At 37.8% G+C, this 17,203-nt stretch carries 15 protein-coding genes; 7 read left to right on the plus strand and 8 right to left on the minus strand.

All coding sequences use genetic code 11. The features are described from left to right. Positions 1–79 precede the first annotated feature (79 nt). Positions 80–556, plus strand: a complete 477-nt coding sequence (locus tag ND2E_RS18615) for a TlpA disulfide reductase family protein (protein WP_033092315.1) — start codon at positions 80–82, stop codon at positions 554–556. Between the two features lie 244 nt (positions 557–800). Here the strand turns inward: ND2E_RS18615 and ND2E_RS18610 are convergent, their stop codons facing one another. The 4 genes from ND2E_RS18610 to ND2E_RS18595 form a co-directional block, all read right to left on the minus strand. After that, complete coding sequence (locus ND2E_RS18610; RefSeq protein ID WP_033092316.1) at positions 801–1,583, minus strand: PepSY domain-containing protein; 783 nt, start codon at positions 1,581–1,583, stop codon at positions 801–803. Between the two features lie 104 nt (positions 1,584–1,687). Beyond that, complete coding sequence (locus ND2E_RS18605; protein WP_223303517.1) at positions 1,688–2,146, minus strand: FMN-binding protein; 459 nt, start codon at positions 2,144–2,146, stop codon at positions 1,688–1,690. 205 nt (positions 2,147–2,351) lie between these two features. Beyond that, positions 2,352–3,530, minus strand: a complete 1,179-nt coding sequence (locus tag ND2E_RS18600; RefSeq protein WP_033092318.1) for a porin — start codon at positions 3,528–3,530, stop codon at positions 2,352–2,354. 220 nt (positions 3,531–3,750) lie between these two features. Continuing rightward, positions 3,751–4,578 (minus strand): mechanosensitive ion channel family protein, encoded by an 828-nt coding sequence (locus ND2E_RS18595; RefSeq protein ID WP_033092319.1) that lies wholly within the window; start codon positions 4,576–4,578, stop codon positions 3,751–3,753. Between the two features lie 161 nt (positions 4,579–4,739). Here ND2E_RS18595 and ND2E_RS18590 point away from each other — a divergent pair, with 161 nt between their 5' ends. The 5 genes from ND2E_RS18590 to ND2E_RS18570 all read left to right on the plus strand — a co-directional run bounded on the left by ND2E_RS18590 (position 4,740) and on the right by ND2E_RS18570 (position 10,404). After that, positions 4,740–7,307: a DUF748 domain-containing protein gene (locus ND2E_RS18590; RefSeq protein ID WP_033092320.1), complete on the plus strand. Its 2,568-nt coding sequence runs from the start codon at positions 4,740–4,742 to the stop codon at positions 7,305–7,307. Between the two features lie 78 nt (positions 7,308–7,385). Beyond that, positions 7,386–8,234 (plus strand): VOC family protein, encoded by an 849-nt coding sequence (locus ND2E_RS18585; RefSeq protein WP_033092321.1) that lies wholly within the window; start codon positions 7,386–7,388, stop codon positions 8,232–8,234. Then, entirely contained in the window at positions 8,234–8,461 is a 228-nt protein-coding gene (locus ND2E_RS18580; RefSeq protein WP_033092322.1) for a hypothetical protein, read from the plus strand. The genes ND2E_RS18585 and ND2E_RS18580 overlap by 1 nt, the downstream gene beginning before the upstream one ends. A 60-nt stretch (positions 8,462–8,521) precedes the next feature. After that, on the plus strand, positions 8,522–9,244 hold the full coding sequence (locus tag ND2E_RS18575; RefSeq protein ID WP_052056214.1) for a potassium channel family protein: 723 nt from the start codon (positions 8,522–8,524) through the stop codon (positions 9,242–9,244). A gap of 53 nt (positions 9,245–9,297) precedes the next feature. Beyond that, entirely contained in the window at positions 9,298–10,404 is a 1,107-nt protein-coding gene (locus tag ND2E_RS18570) for an AI-2E family transporter (RefSeq protein WP_033092323.1), read from the plus strand. Positions 10,405–10,510: 106 nt separating this feature from the next. Here ND2E_RS18570 and ND2E_RS18565 read toward each other — a convergent pair whose 3' ends face one another. The 4 genes from ND2E_RS18565 to ND2E_RS18550 all read right to left on the minus strand — a co-directional run bounded on the left by ND2E_RS18565 (position 10,511) and on the right by ND2E_RS18550 (position 16,010). After that, entirely contained in the window at positions 10,511–12,565 is a 2,055-nt protein-coding gene (locus ND2E_RS18565; RefSeq protein ID WP_223303518.1) for a glycoside hydrolase family 3 protein, read from the minus strand. 12 nt (positions 12,566–12,577) lie between these two features. Further along, complete coding sequence (elbB, locus tag ND2E_RS18560) at positions 12,578–13,234, minus strand: isoprenoid biosynthesis glyoxalase ElbB (RefSeq protein ID WP_033092324.1); 657 nt, start codon at positions 13,232–13,234, stop codon at positions 12,578–12,580. 20 nt (positions 13,235–13,254) lie between these two features. After that, positions 13,255–14,466, minus strand: a complete 1,212-nt coding sequence (locus ND2E_RS18555) for a Bcr/CflA family efflux MFS transporter (RefSeq protein WP_033092699.1) — start codon at positions 14,464–14,466, stop codon at positions 13,255–13,257. A 68-nt stretch (positions 14,467–14,534) separates the two neighbouring features. Then, positions 14,535–16,010, minus strand: a complete 1,476-nt coding sequence (locus ND2E_RS18550; protein ID WP_033092325.1) for an aminotransferase-like domain-containing protein — start codon at positions 16,008–16,010, stop codon at positions 14,535–14,537. A 131-nt stretch (positions 16,011–16,141) separates the two neighbouring features. Between ND2E_RS18550 and ND2E_RS18545 the strand changes: the two genes are divergently transcribed. Continuing rightward, positions 16,142–17,071 carry a DMT family transporter gene (locus ND2E_RS18545; RefSeq protein ID WP_033092326.1) on the plus strand — a complete coding sequence of 310 codons (930 nt, stop codon included), beginning with the start codon at positions 16,142–16,144 and terminating at the stop codon, positions 17,069–17,071. The last annotated feature ends 132 nt before the right edge of the window (positions 17,072–17,203 follow it).

A 17,203-nucleotide genomic window follows, 5' to 3' on the forward strand; every position in this document is an offset into this window, starting at 1 on the left:
TGAATCTCTCATAAGATATTGTGCACCACAGCTAAAACTAAGTATAGTTAACTTATGTTTAAAAAATGTAGGAAGTAATATGGCCAACTCACTAAAAACTTTAGTAAACCTGATAATTATCACTATGGCATTATTTTTTACAACTAAAGGAGTACTCGCCAGTGGTCCAGTTAATGAATTTGAACAAGCAATGGCACAACATAGAGGTAAAATCATATATGTCGATTTTTGGGCTTCTTGGTGCGTTCCTTGCCGTAAATCTTTCCCTTGGATGAATGTTATGCAGGCAAAGCATCAAAACCAAGGTTTTGTGGTACTGAGCATTAATCTGGATGCTGAGCAGAAACTAGCTAAAAAGTTTTTACAGCAAACCCCCGCTAACTTTGCCATTATTTATGATGCCAAAGGAAAATTAGCGCAACAATTTAAATTAAAGGGTATGCCTAGCAGCTACCTATTTGACCGAAAAGGTAAGCTCATTAGTGCCCATTCAGGTTTTAATGGCAAAAAACAGCAGCTATATGAAGGCGAGATTGAGCAAGCACTCGCGCAATAATGAATACTCAAGAAAATAAAAGTTCGGTGTTCAACTAATATTTAACGCCTATTTAAGCTGAACTTGGTTTTATAGACACTTAACCAATTAAAATACCTACAAAATCACCGGGATATTTTGGCTTGATAGTTTTTTCTTCATTCAAGGCAAATTTCGCGTCAATAGCGGGTCTATTGCCAGTAAATTTAACGCAGAAGTTAGGAAAAATAGCGGCTAGATAAACATTTGTTAAGCCGAGCACAGGTTATTTAGTTCTAGAGTTCTTGGTGTACTTCATCCAAATATAAAGGCCACTGATTGATAGAATAATCAATAATAAGGCAATAAGATCCATAAAATATACCCCAATTACTCCCAAAATACGGCCACTATGACTATCAATAATAATGCGTTCTAATGTTAAAAATTGCGCACGATAAGCAAGTGTGGCTTGCTGTGTCTCAACATCAGAGGCTTTTTCAGGTTTCAGCCAATTAGGAGCAATTAATGGTTGAATAACTCGCCAATCAAAAAAATCACTATCCGTTTGAAAATAACCATTGGCACTGTCTACAATCACCTGACCGCTGTTAATACTCATTGCTTTAATCATTTCAGGTACACCCGATTCAGTACCGAGCATATCAACTAAACCGCCGTTTAGATCATATAAATAAATACTGTTGCGAGTGGCGATAATTAGCACTTTTTCTTGATTATGCTTCAATGATAATAGGCCAACGCTCACCACTGTAGTATCGCTTTCAAACAACATATCGCCTTTATACCAGACGCTATTATTAATCACCTGAATGGTTCGTTGTTGATAAAAACGAACGTCTTGGGGGGCAGCAATGCCATAATAATCAAGTAAAAGTGTGCTTTTAATCGGTTGGTGAGCTAACGATAAACTATCGGTATGGTTAAGAGCGACTCCCGTGAGAGATAAAAAGACAATGAAGAATGCTGCAAACACGCCTAACTTTCGGTGCCACTTTCTGAAAGTGCGATTAAGGTGTTGAGAGAATGGTTTAACTGTTTTTTTCATAAGTAGGCAGCAACTAAATAAAGACTTATTAGCGTATTAAGCTAGAGAATAAAAAAATAAGTCGTTATTTTGCCTGAGCAAGATCGTTTTAGCTAGTCTCGGTTTTAAAGAGTAACTTTAGTATTTAACCACAGGGCAAGTCTGGCAACTTTTGTAGTTGCTCGTACTGATAAAGTTGCACCAGTAATACCATCAATTTGCTGACTTAGGGTTTTGTCTTTTGTTAATGTCGCTAGGGTAAATTGCTCACTAAAAAAATCATGACGAACTTCATCACCACGGCTTTCTCTAAACGTGAGTACTTTGAGCTGTTTAATTGCATTTTTATGAATATGGACGGCAATAGTGATAGGTTTTTCTTTGCCAACTTCATTTAATACCCAAACACTGTCATTTTCTTTTTGCCAATACCGTACTCGCATACGATTATATTTATGACTAAGTATGTCAGCGACATTTTTTCTATCTTCCGCACTTAACCACAGCACTTGCGCAGCAGGTACTTGCTCAGTAAAAACCCCCTTAAGGAATTCCTCTGATGTTTGATATACTCCTTTAGCCATAACATTCATCGCTAAAAAACAGTATAAAAGGACAAAAAATAAAATTTTCTTCACTAGTTTACTCTGAGTTTTTCATGATTAGTTGACGCCACTAAAATACGTGTCAATTCAACTTAACATGAGCATCACTTTTCATTTGTAAAAAGCTCAACACTGCATAAAACAGTATTGAGCTATTTAATTTAATAGCAGTAGCTACTATAAATTAAAATTGATAACCAAAACCTAAGTTAAAGCCTTTTGAGTCTTTAGAGCCACCTAAGTCTTCATAATCCGCTTTTAATACTACGTCTTCATGTAAGAAATAGCTAACACCAACGCTGGTCGACTCAACAGCAGTTGAATCGCTATTTCCAGCATTGTTATCATATTCTGCATAACGAGCAAAAACGCCTACTTTTTCACTTATTTTATAAGACGGTTCAAGATACCAACCTGTTTGCTCATCACGACCTAACGCTTTTGCTTCATCACCATTGATATCCCAACGCGCGTATAAAGCACGTACAGAGAAATCATTTACTTGATAAACAGCATGCGCTTCTAGCAATGTCGCATCTGCTTTATCAATAGGAGCGTCAAAGTTATTGCCACCTTGAGTGATATCTGTTTGATACTGTACTGTCGCTGCTAGTTCTAAACCAGTAATGGCGGTGTACTTAACACGACCTGTGTAAGCAAGGTTTTCTGCTGTTGCTTTAGCTACTTTTTGACGCCCGTTACGGATTTTAAAATCATCACCTACTTCTAAACCACTAGTCACGGCACCATCAATGCTTACACCGCCAACAGGCTTGTAATTAAATGATAAACCAGCTTCCCACCAGGTAGCAGGAATAATATTTTTCTCTACACCGTTACGTTCAACACCATAGAATGTTGGTGGCTCATGCGTTTCATTGATAAGACCGACAGGAATTAAGAACAAACCAACTTTAGAACTGATCGTTTCATTAATATCAACTTCAACATACGCTTGTTCAAGTTCAACTTCGCCCGGTTTACCATCGCCAGAAAGAGAATGTTCTAGTTCAAATTCAGAGAAAAAACGGATGCTATCTGAAAACTCATGGCCGAAAAACAAGACAAAACGGTGAAAATCTATCTTAGCATCTTGATCTTCATAGTTGTTGTAATGTAATTCACCATAGCCGCCAATTGTAGTGTTAGCAAACATACCACCTTCGCTTTCAGCAACAACTTCAACTTGATCAGCCGTAGCTTCAAGTTTTTTTTCTGTTTCATTTAAACGTTGTTCTAGTGACTTAAGCACTTCTTGTTGTTGAGTGATGACTTTACGTAATTCAGTAGTTTCATCGCTAGCGATAGCTGCATTGCTTGTAAGCAAAGTTGCTATAACTGAGGCAATTAATGTTTTATTCATGTTATTTATCCAGAAAGTTATGTTATTTAATGTATCTTATATTTATTTTGCGACATTAAACCACAAACCAAACAAGAATCAATAGCATTTGCATTATTTATTAGATTAAAAAGTTATTTCTTGATTTAAATCAGAGAAATTATAAGTAAATATGCTACTAAAACGAAAAAAACCTATTTCAGAAATACTGAAATAGGTTTTTTAAAGAAAACACTGTTAATTATTTTTGCTGTATGTGTACATCTCGTTGTGGGAATGGAATGCTGATACCTGCTTTATCAAATTCAACTTTCACTTTTTCCATCATTTCAAAATAAATGCCCCAGTAATCCTCAGCCTTCGCCCAAGGACGAACAAATAAATTCACTGAGCTTTCACCGTGTTCACCCACCCAAATATCTACACCCTGATCTTTAAGCACACGTTCATCCGCTTCAATTAATGTACGCAGCAGTGTTTTTGCTTTAACAATATCATCGTCATAACCAATACCAAAAACCATATCAACACGTCGTGTACCATTGACATTAATATTAGTGACACAGCCATTTGATAACAAACCGTTTGGAATGATAATACGTTGATTATCAAAGGTTTTTAATATAGTGTTAAATATTTGAATTTCTTCAACACTACCCACATAACCTTGTGCTTTTATGGCATCGCCATTTTTAAACGGTCGGAATAATAATATTAAGACACCACCAGCAAAGTTAGCCAAACTACCTTGCAATGCTAAACCAATGGCCAAACCTGCCGCACCCAAAATAGCAATAAAGGATGCGGTTTGAATACCCAGCATAGAAGCAATAATAATAATTTGAATTGCTTTTAATAAGGTAGTTAAAATACTTAATAAGAAACGATGTAAGGTAATCTCAACCTTTTTCTTTTCTAAACCTTTACCAACTAGGCTAAGCACTTTATTGATAATAAAATTACCGATGAAATATACAACGATGGCTAATAAAAATTGTACGCCAAATTGCAGTCCCATTTCACCAAGCATTTGCATATAATGTTCGATTTTTTCTATGTTGATTTCCATGAAAATGATATCCTAAGCCATGTTAAATAATAGTTAACTTTAAAGTTAACCTTTAATTTACAATTGTAAGCTTTCTACAAAATAGTGTAAATTATAATCCGCTTTATTTTCAGTCTTCAGTACACATTAAATATTAAACTTAACAAGGAGCGTCCTTCTGTATGGCAACTCTACTGTCTTTTTTTACCCACAAATTTTTTAAAGTATTGTTAGCTTTATATTTAAGCCTGTTTTTATTTCTTTGGTTAGTTTCTTCTCCCGTAGCAAAGCACTTTATTACCCCTGTTTTAGCTAAGCATCAATTACAGCTAGCAGATAATGCAAGTATTCGATTTAATCCATTCTTGATGCGTCTTACCCTAAGTGATATAGACTTATCAAGTACAAAAAGCAAGCAACAAGAAACTGTATTTGCCCTAAGAGAATTAACATTACAAGTGGCTTTATGGCAACTTGCGTTTGATAAAATTACCTTGAGTAAATTTTCACTTACACAAGGTAAAATGAAAGTGATTCAGCATGAAGATCACCTAATTATTGCTGGTATAACAATTCCTTCTGCAACAGAAGAAGCTGAGTTCAGTACTAAGAAAGCGACTAAAGATGTTGAACAACAAGTCCATGAAGAAACCAGTAATGAGGTAGCAACAAGTTTCCCTTACCAGTTGGTATTACCAGATTTTATCTTAAAGCAGTTTGCAATTGACTTTGAAATCAATAATCACAAAACAAACAATAAAACGCATCATATAACGATTGAACAACTCGCATTAAGTCAAATAAAGGCGACTGAAACTAAGCAAGAAGGTAACTTAGCATTAAACGCTTTAGTTGATACTACCCAATTATCATTCACCGCCAATACACAACTATTATCTGGGAAAGGTGATATCAATAGTAATTTACTTATCAACAATTACCCTATTGAAAAGTTGGCACAGCATGCCGAGCAGCTCACGGCATTAAAAGGCACTATCTCTTTTCGTAGTCAGCAAACTATTACCCTTGCCGAACAAGGGGTAAATTTTAGAATACAAAAAGCCAATTTAACATTAGAAGATCTCCTATTAGACATTGCTAAACAACGTTTTACACTGCAAAGTTTCCAACAGAAGCTATCTGATGTTGCCGTCAATCTACAGGAAAATAAAATTATTCATTTAGCAGGCAAGAGCAGCATAACACTAACCGATGCCCTTCTTAGTCAAAATGAGAGCAAAGCAACAATTGCCGCATTTAAACAGCTTAGTTTAGATGATATCAACTTTTTGTTAGATGATGAGCCTAGTATTGATATCACAGATATCGTTTTAGATGATTTATTATTTTCTAAAAAAACGACTTTAGCTGATGAGGTAGCTCAAAAGGCGATGGATAGAATTAACAAACGTGCTGCTGAGGATGGACTTGATATCGCTGCAGCTGCAATTGTGAAACTACCACCGGTTATACAACTAAAGCAATTAACGTTAAACAACTTACATATCCACGAAAAAAGCATTGATATCAATAGTATTATTTTTGATACCTTAACCGGAGAAATTATTGTTAAGGAAAACAAAGATATTGCTAACTTAGTTAATTTAGATGACAAATCCAATGATGAAAGTGCTGCAGCGCCTAGGGTTAGTGAAGAAGTAGTTGCTATCGAGACTGAACTCGAAGTAGAGGCAGCAGAAGTGAAGCGTGAAGCTTTTGTTTTCAGCTTCAAAGAGCTTAGTTTTATTAATGAAGGTTCATTTGCTTTTACCGATTTTAGTGTTGATCCAATTTATCAGCGAACTTTATTTCTAGATACCCTCAATGTAGGGGCATTGAGCAATAGGAAAGAAAATAAACAACAGAAAACACCTTATACGCTAGTAGGTCGTAGTAATAAGTATGCCAACTTCAACTTATCAGGCTATGTACAGCCTTTTACAGACATAGCAACTTATCACCTTAAGGGAGATTTCAAAGAATTTTCATTACCTGCTATTTCGTCTTATCTAAAGGCCTCAACGGGCATTGAAGTGAAAACGGGTCAACTCAATACCGCTGTTGACTTAACCCTTACAGATGATGAAGTTGATGGAAATATTATCTTGCTGCTTCAAGCATTAGAGACTGCCTTGGTTGATAGTGAAGAAGCAGGTAACCTAATTGATCAAGGTGCATTACCCTTAAATATGGCGATGGGTATGTTAAAAGATAGTGATGGAAATGTAGAGCTTGATGTCCCATTAAGTGGCTCTATCTCTGATCCAAACTTTGGTTTAGGCAGCATTGTGACTTTAATTACCAAAAAAGCCATTATGTCAGCAACACAAGACTACTTAATGACCACTTTTGTGCCTTATGCCAATATAGTTTCTATAGCAATAACGGCGGGTGAATTTGCCTTAAAATTACGCTTTGATGATTTAGAATACCAAGTCAAGCAAGTTAAACCAGACGATCAACAAAGCGCCTACTTAAATGATTTCATCGCCTTGATGCAAGATAAGGAAGATACTCGTGTAACGATTTGTGCTATCAGCACCCCAGCAGATATTGGCCTAGAAGCAGGAGTTTCTGTAGAAAATAAATCAGATATCAAAAAATTACTCGACATTGGTGAACAACGTGAGCATGCTTTTAAAGATCATTTAATTGAACAAGGTAAAATTGATTCATCAAGGATTTTATTCTGTAAACCTCAAATAGACAGTGACGTAGGTGCAATACCTCGCATCGGAATATCTGTTTAAATAATGGTTATCAATAACAATTCAGTGTAGTAATATCAATTAGTTAAATAAACTAGCTAAATAAAAGGGAAGTATCAGATGAAAGGGTTTAGTCAATTTTTTATTGCGCTATTGTTACCATTATTTTTCTATAGTCATGCTTTGCAAGCAACACATGTTGAAACAACTAATCAAGAAATAATAAAAAATCAACACGGTAAACTCGTCTGGGCTGACTTATACACTGGCGATGTTGAGGCTTCACTTAAGTTTTACCAACAGACCTTTGATTGGACAGTTAAAGCGTTTGCAAAGGAACAAAGCAAATATCATTTACTCTACGATAATGGTCTAGCGGTTGCCGGCGTACTTGAACGTGATTCAAATCGTAACAAAACTGATAAGGCATTATGGGTAGGCAGTATAGATACTGATAGTGTCTCAAGTAGAAGTGATCGTGCGGCTAAAAACAATGCTACCATCATTTTAGCGCCTCATGACTTTACCCTTTACGGCAAAAGATCGGTGTTAGCAGATCCGCAAGGCGGCATTATTGCTTTACTTGAGTTAGACCTTACGAACAAAAATCATAAGAAAATAAGTAAAAAGTGGGATTGGGCACAATTGTTTAGTACCAATACCAGACAAGCAGCTATGTTTTATCAAGACACTTTTGGTTACAGCCTAGAAGCAACTAATACTAACAATGATAGCTACTTTCTGATACAAGCAGAAATGGTACAAGCAAGCATTGTTAAACTACCCGAATCTTTTGAGCAAAGAGATCGTTGGGTCAACTTTATTGAAGTGAACAACCTCTCCACCACCTTAACCAAAGCCAAAAACAACGGCGCAACTGTTATTTATCATCCCACAGACAGAGGCTTAGCCATCATTGCAGATCCTAACGGCGCGTTACTTGGTTTAACACAGCAGGAGAGTGAATAATGAAGCAGCTTAAGATTTTTCTACTCGCCGCTACTGTTGTTTTTACTACGCTTTTATTAACCGCGTGTGAAAATACTCATGTCAGTGGCTCAGTGAGCTATGGTATGGGGTATGGCGCTGGGTATCCCATGTATTATGGCAACAGTTATCATCGCCATTCTAACGTTGTGGTAGTTAAACCAGCTAGAAAGAGTCGGTCTAGACCGGTAAGAACTCAAAGACGTTAATTCTGTTTGCATAACTTATACGTCACTACGCATGTTTGAAGAGAGGCGCTTTTGAAAATAATGACACGCCAAGATAATTTTATTTATCTCACTTTTGCTTTAATTTTATTATTACTTGGTACCTCGTTAGCCCAGCAGTTTTTTGAGGGGTCAGTACAACGGTTAGTGCAATCGGCCACTATCGTGACACTGCTAGTGGCCGTTTGGGGGGTAGACTCAAAAGACTTCGTGCTTCGTAAAACCTTCATATTCCCCATCGCTATTTTGTTTTTCTCATTTTTTGGTGCTTGGCTAGATGATGCTGGTTTTGATCAAGTATATTTACTTTTACTACTAAGCTTTTTTATCTCCAGTGCCCTGCGTACTGCTAAACAGGTACTATTTACTGGTGATATTGACGGCAATAAAATTCTAGGGGCAATTTGCTTGTATTTATTAATGGGGCTTATTTGGGCTGTACTTTATACCTTAATTCAACTGACCTTTCCGGAGTCATTTACTAACATAAGCAGTAACAATGAATGGTTTAGCTTATTCCCTGATTTTATCTATTTTTCATTTGTTACTATCACAACATTAGGTTTTGGCGATATTTCACCTCTATTACCTATTTCAAGATTCTTAGTTTATTTTGAAGCAATCGTTGGGCAATTTTACTTAGCGATATTAGTTGCCAGTCTAGTGGGATCACATATGAGTAATTTTGGTGCACACAATAATTTAACTCAAAATACCGCGACAAAGAGTAACCCTCCGAATGAACCACCCAATGCAGGTTCATAGAGCTAATTCACCATGCAAACACATTATTAAGTAATTAACGTAAGGAAACTTCAATGAAAAACCAACAAGAGTTAACCAGTGATCAGGCATTCAACCGCCGGGTTATTGATATTGCTATTAAGCTTGCCGCCATGGCGATGATTATCCTATGGTGTTTTTCTATTATTAGGCCCTTTATATTAATTACCATTTGGGCGGCTATTTTAGCCGTTGCTTTATACCCATTGCATGAAAAGCTTACTGGAGCACTTAAAGGTAATAAAAAAACTGCTTCCACTATTATTGCCATAGTTGGAATATCTCTTATCGCTATCCCATCCATTAACCTTTCTTCTTCTGCTATTGATTCTGCCCAACATATTTATACAGGAATTGAAGAAGGCACATTAAAAATACCCGCGGCGGATGAAAGCATCAAAGAATGGCCTGTTGTGGGTGAAAAATTATTTAACCTGTGGCAGGACGCTTCACAAGATATTCAAAAAGTTGCAGGTCAGTACCCTGAGCAACTAAAGTCACTTTCAAGCACCTTACTGTCAGCTGTCGCTGGTATAGGTGGTGGTATATTACAATTTATTGTTTCATTAATTATTGCGGTAGTCTTTATGGCTAAGTCTGGCCCATTACATCAAGGAGTGAGTAAATTAATGCGTCGCTTAATGAATGATTTTGGCGATAGAACAATTAGTACTACTATTGCAACTATTCGCAGTGTTGCTACTGGTGTCTTGGGTGTTGCCGTTATTCAATCACTGTTGTCAGGTGTTGGTTTAATGATTGCAGATATCCCTGGGGCTGGTATTTGGGCAATTGCGGTACTTATTTTAGCTATCGCGCAACTACCACCTATCATTGTTTTAGGTCCAGTTGCCGCGTATTACTTTACCGTTGCAGAGACGACACCTGCTGTTATATTTTTAATCTTTAGCATTATCGTTAGTGCAAGTGATGCTTTTTTAAAACCACTATTTCTGGGGCGCGGCATGAGTATCCCTATGTTAGTCATTTTATTGGGCGCTATTGGTGGCATGTTACTTTCTGGCATTATTGGTTTGTTTGTCGGCGCTGTAGTCTTGGCATTAGGCTATGAATTAATGATGGATTGGTTAAGCCATACCCCAGAAAGTAAAGCAGAAGTTAGTGAGCTTGAACAGAACTAATTTTAAGCCTGTCTCATTAGCAGTTCACGTGATTATTGACGTGAGCTGTAATAAAAAAAAGCGGCATAACCATTAATGTGTATGCCGCTTTTTGCTATTTGTTTTTCTATTGATTATTCAGGGTAACAGGTAACTTACCTTGTGCTTTCTTTTCATCAAAAATGACTGCCATGCTGGCATTAAACCCAGGACTGATTACTTGCTGGTAGTCGGTCTCAAAAAGCCTATCATCAAAATTTAACAATACGCTATCTGCAAGTTCACTGTACTCATTGATTAAAAAGGGTGAACCTTTCGCAATTACAATTGAGGGCGTTTTTAATTTGCGCGCTAGTGTTAATTGCTGTTTTAAAAAGGTTGAATAAGTCCGTTTCTTCCGTTGCTGAGCAGCGCTGCCATAACTTGGAATTAAATCATCCATACCACCTAAATCCACCAAACTAGCCGTTTTGATATCAACTGTAGCAATAACTGCATCCGCTTGCTTGATCAACGACTGCATTTGGATATTTAACTCACTATTCTCGTTGCTAGTATCAGCAATAAAATGGCTAACATTGATTTGATCAACATCACTTGTCGATAGTGAATTTTGTATCACCTGATTTAGTGCATAAGTTAAAGCAGCAAGCTCCTGTTGATTTGCGACAATAAGGTGTAATCGCTTAATACTAGTCATATTAAGGGGTAACACTTGGTTCGTTTTTAACAACGTTATTGCCGCGTTGGCAAGTGCTTGCTCTGTTTTAATATGATTTTCGCTGGCAATGACCGCATTAGCGAATAATAGTTGCTGTGATACCGATTTACTGTTTTCTTCAACATATTGTCGCTTATATCGATTTAATCTCGCAATAGATTGCTTAAATTCAGCTAATTGATATTCATTTTGTTCAATACGCGATGATAAAACCTTGGCCACTGCTTTTATAAAGCGATAAAAATTATCAATATCTGTCGGTGTTCTCACTTTAAATGGCATTACTGCCAGATCGGCCCCCGCTACAAAAGTTTCTACAACGGCTTCAACTTCAGTGAAAAAATGAGTAACACCCGCCATATCAAGGGCATCTGTCGCAATAATGCCTTCAAATCCCATTTCCTCTCTTAATAATGTCGTTAAAATTTTGCGAGACATGGTGGCAGGTCGAATCAGTTTTTCGCCACTTTTACTGATAAATGAACTGTTATCAAGGGCTGGATATTGAATATGAGCCGTCATAATCATGGCTGGCTTAGCGTGTTCAATTGCCCAAACAAAGGGAGCCAAATCAACCTTATCTATGGTCGCCCTATCATGGTCAACTCGAGGTAGGCCTAGGTGACTATCCACATGGGTATCTCCGTGACCAGGAAAGTGCTTCAATGTCGCCATTACCCCTTGTGCCTGAATGGCGCTAACCGCGCTCCCCCCTAACTCTGATACTTGACTTGCCGACTCTCCAAAAGATCGCGTATTGATCACTGGATTATCAACATTGGTATTTACATCAATAACGGGGGCATAGTTATTGTTAATACCTAAAGCTTTTAGCTCTTTTGCAATAACTGCATTCACTTGCGTAGCAAAGTAAGTACCGTGTTGAGGGTAACTAGCACCAATAGCCATATTGCCAGCAAAGCCAGTCATTTTAGCAAAGCGTGCTACTCGACCACCTTCTTGATCCATTGAGATAATCAAGGGTTTTCCATGGGCTGACTTTACAGCTGCCTGTTGAATATCATGAGTTAACTTAACCACTTGCGCTATCTCTTGCACATTTTCAGCAAATAAAACAATGCCACCGACGTTACTGATGCTGATCATTTGCGCAAGTTCTGTCGGTAACTCTGTTACCGCTTGTCGACAATGTTTCGACGTTGGCACACTGGTTTTGCCGTTTATATTCGAGCAAAAGTAGCGAATATCAAGCGACATTTTTTGTGCGACCGCTCGCTCAAAGGGGGTAAATGACAAAATACTAGTGGAGTTATTGATCATATTTCTTTCTTCTGCCTGACTTTGACAAGCGCTAAGCGTAATTAAAACCATCATTATAAGCGCGCTTAATGATAAATAAGTTTGCTTATTGCTCGGCACAATGCTCCGTAAAGTACTCGGTAAACGATTGAGTAATTTACCTGTTAAAGAAGCCGTTAAGGTGCTGGGGCGATTAGCCATTAACAATAAACCCTACTGACTAAAAGCAAGAACATATTTTACCAGTTTATTAATGCCGACTGCTGCTTTACTGATCGATTCAGCCAGCATATAGGCTGGTGTTGTAACTATTTTATGCGCTTCATCAATGACAACATCAGCAACATCACAATCAATATGGGCTAAACCTTTGGCGGAAATTAATTTTGCTGTCGCAGTATCTTTACCAATAGTTCCCTTTACGCCCGCCGGATAAATCAAGGGTAATAAAGCAGGGGCAATACACATAAAACCAGCGGGTTTTTCGACCTTAGCAAACGCTTTAGCTGCGGTTAGTACTTGCTCGTTTACACTATAATCATCATTGTTTAATGCAAAACTACTTAAGTTTTTCGCCGCACCAAAACCACCAACAAATATAATAGCATCAAATTCTTTTTCATTAAGCTCTGTTAAGTCTTCTACATCACCACGGCCAATACGTGCGGCCTCAACGAGTACATTACGACTTTCATTTTCGCTCACTTCACCGGTAAGATGGTTAATGACATGATGCTGAGCGATATTTGGTGCAAAACAACGATAAGTGGCACCTTGCTGTGATATCGCGAGTAATGTAAGAACCGCTTCTTGGATTTCACTGCCATCATAAACACCACAACCACTGAGAATAACTGCTATATTTTTCATCTTTTATCCTTACTGTTAATCTATTTTTTATCATTAAACCATATCATTAGCTGGCAACTTAATACTAGCAGTACCGCGAAGAACATTAACAAAGCGAATGGCTTCGAACTACCATCGTAAAAGAACGCTAAAATAGGCCCCGCTAACGCACCAATTCCCCAACGAAGGGTACCAATGACTGCTGTAACTGTCCCTGAATGCGCTGGAAATTTAGTTAATATTAAGGCATCACTATTTACCGCTACCATGGAAATACTGCCCATAAGTGGAAAGATAGCGACAACGGTATAAATTAATGGTAATTCAAATATATTAACCAGCATCAATACGGTTGCAGCGATTGTCGCTATCGTTAAGCCAAAGCGTAACATTGTCCTTGAACCTTTGCGTACTACAAAACGGGTATTAGTAAAGTGTGCTGTCATTAACGCTAAAATATTTAACGCAAACAACAAGCTAAAAGTGTATTCTGACACGCCAAAAATAGTTAAGTAGACAAAAGGAATGGCAGTAAGATAAGCAAAAAAAGCCAGTGAGATCATCATTGATGAAATGATATCTAACCGAGCTTTCCCATTGCTCAACACAATTTTGTAGCGCTGTATAAAGCTCATCTCAATTTTTTTATCAGTCTCCCCTTCAGGCAATGTCACAACGTTAGCATTAGGTAAATAGTAGCTGACAAGCACTAGTACAATAAGGCTGTAAGCTGCTAATACATAGAAGATAAGTTGCCAGCTATGTGCTAATAACAAGACACTACCTATGCTTGGGGCAATCATCGGGGCTAACATCATAATCATACTGACATAGGATAATCCTTTCGCTGTATCCTTGCCGTAATATTCCCGTACTGCGCCTGGAACAACGACAGTTGCTGCACTACTGACAAAGGCTTGAAAAAATCGAATCGTAAGAAATTGTTCTATGCTACTGACAAAAGGTAGTAACAGGCTAGCAATAAAAAAACCGCCTATACCCAACAATACTAGGCTCCTACGAAGGTATTTATCGGCCATAGGGCCAAATAAGATTAAACCAAGTGCATAACCTAGTAAGTAAATACTTAAACTATTTTGCACCATACTCATGGGCGTATTGAAATGCTTTGCTAGCGTTGGCATCGCCGGTAAGTACATATCCACCGCCAAAGGTGAAACGGCTAATATTGATGCTAATAAAGGCAATAATAACTTTAAAGAGACGTTAAGCTGCGCAGGAGCTAGAGGCATATTTCCATGTTGCAATGAAGCATTATTTTTCGAGACTTTTTTACCTAACACTTGCTCGTTTTTTTCTGTCATTTTTCTTCCAACAATTGTGCTGTTTTTTGCTTAATTGTGTATTCATAAACCAATTGACCTAATACCTTAATCGCGGTTTCAACATCTTCTCCCCATTGCACGCCATAACTCACCCTCATATAGTTTTGATACTTTCCAGAAGGAGAAAAAATGGCTCCTGGGGCAAAGCTAACCCCCTGTGCTAATGCTTGTTGAAAAAATTCACCCGTTTTTACATGCGATTGACAACGCAGCCAAAGCACACTGCCCCCTAGCGGTTTTGAAATACAGACTTCGGGAGGGAAGTGCTCAGCAATTAGTGCCCGCATTCGTTCACAGTTGTATGCTAATGTCTTTCGTAGGACACAAAGGTGACGATCGTAATCGCCACTCAGTAAATACTCATTTAATGTCCATTGCTGTAACATGGGTGTCGAGGCCGATTGAGCTCGTTTAATGCGTTTGGCTTGCTCTTCAAACTTACCCGGTAATAGCCAGCCAATGCGATAACCTGGCGCTGCTGTTTTAGAAAAAGACGAACAAGTCATCACCAATCCCTTCTCGGAATACAATTGAGCAGGTTTTGGCTTACTCGCACTGAAGTATATTTCGCTATAAACTTCATCTTCAATCAAAGGGATGTCGTGCCTCTCTAATAGAGACACCATTGCTTGACGTTGTTCATCAGTTTTCATTGATCCTAACGGATTATTTATCGCGGTTGAAAATAAACAGGCGGTGATTTCATATTGGTTAATTGCTTCCGTTAAGTCTTCGAGACAAACACCATCTTCCGTGCAGGTATACACTTCTAATGCCCTCATACCTAAGCTTTCAATTAACTCAATAATGCCAAAAAAGCACGGCGACTCAATGGCAATAATATCACCACGTTTTGCTACACATTGCAGGGCAATAGAGAGTGCTTCTTGCGCACCATTGGTGATAACAATATCATCAGGGTTTATTTCAACACTCTGCTCTTGATAACGAAATGCTAATTGCATACGTAACTTTGCATCACCCGTTACTGGACCATAACTCACAGCTTTTTCTGATACTTTACTTAATACCGATCGCATTAATCTAGCGAGTGCTTTATCAGGTGGGTGTGCTTGAATTGGGTTTGAAATGCCCAAGGCAACTGTATCAGGTAAATGTACTGCCGCATGAACCTGTTCAATCATACTGCGACTTTGCACTTCGACCGGGTCACATTGCGCCCACTTAGCTGGCCTTGGTTTTAATGTACGAGCTTGTATAGCTTGCAAATAATAGCCCGACTGTGGTTTTGCACAGACTTGTCCTTGTCTTTCCAATTCAATATATGCCTGCTTAACCGTGGGTACACTTATGTCAAACTGGCGGCTTAATTTACGTAAGCTAGGCAATTTATCACCGGGATGCAAGGCACCTATTTTTTGTTGGTGCTCTATAAAATCAATGACTTGTTGATATAAGTATGCCGAAGAGCTCTTATCTAATAATTTCATTTTCATGGCCTTTATTAGCAATAAAACTGTATAGGTTGCATTTCCATATTTTTGTATATGTTATTAAATCAAAATACCAATACAATGTCACGCTTATGCTATTAAGTCCTAATCATGGAGTGGCAAAGTAAATGAACAATACTTTTTTATACGTTATTACCGTCATCATTTGGGGATCAACTTGGATCGCCATTAATTACCAGTTAGGTGAAGTTGCCGCTGAAGTTTCTATTGTTTACCGTTTTGGACTCGCGGCTTTGTGTATGTTCGCATATTGCCGTTACAAAAAATTGCCGTTAACATTTGCAATAAAGCAACACCTGCAGCTATTTGCCTTTGGTTTAACTTTATTTGGTTTTAATTATTATTTACTTTACAGCGCACAAGCCCATATTAATTCTGCATTAACCAGTATTGCCTTCTCAACCTTGATGATGGTTAATATACTTAATGCACGTATTTGGTTTAAAACACACATTTCTAGTCAGGTTTATTATGGTGGTGCACTTGGGTTACTAGGAATTGTCACCTTATTTTGGCCACAAATTCGAAGTGTCCATTTTGGTGACAGTACTTTATTGGGTTTAGGTTTTTGTCTAATTGGCGTGATGTTCGCTTCGACTGGCAATATGATTTCAATTAAGAATCAACATGACAAAATACCTGTATTACCGGCCACGGCTTGGGGTATGATGTACGGCTGCATATTTATGCTTCTTGTTGCACTTATTCAAGGTCAAACCTTTAACTTTTCATACACCTTTGAATACATCAGTTCATTATTGTATTTATCAATATTTGGTTCCGTTATCGCATTTGGTTCTTACTTAACTTTATTAGCTCGCATCGGTGCACATAAAGCCTCTTACGCAACGATTATGTTTCCTGCAGTCGCTGTAGTTATTTCAAGCTTTGTCGAAGGCTTTATCTGGGATAGTTATACTTTTATTGGTTTAAGTTTAATGTTGGCCGGTAACTTAGTCGTACTTGCTAAACCTGGTTTATTGAAACGTTTGTCACCGACCAGTTCAAAGCTGGCAAACTGTAGTACAACAAAGTAATAATACCTAGATTTAAGCCGTTAATATGTTAATACAAAGTACAAACTTGCTATAATATCTGCCCGTTATCACTCAATCTGCATGTTTACTGTGTACTTTGGATGGTAACGAGTATATAAGTCGTTTAAAATA

Origin of the sequence: Colwellia psychrerythraea, from assembly GCF_000764225.1 — a bacterium.
In the GTDB taxonomy this organism is placed as follows: domain Bacteria; phylum Pseudomonadota; class Gammaproteobacteria; order Enterobacterales; family Alteromonadaceae; genus Colwellia; species Colwellia psychrerythraea_D.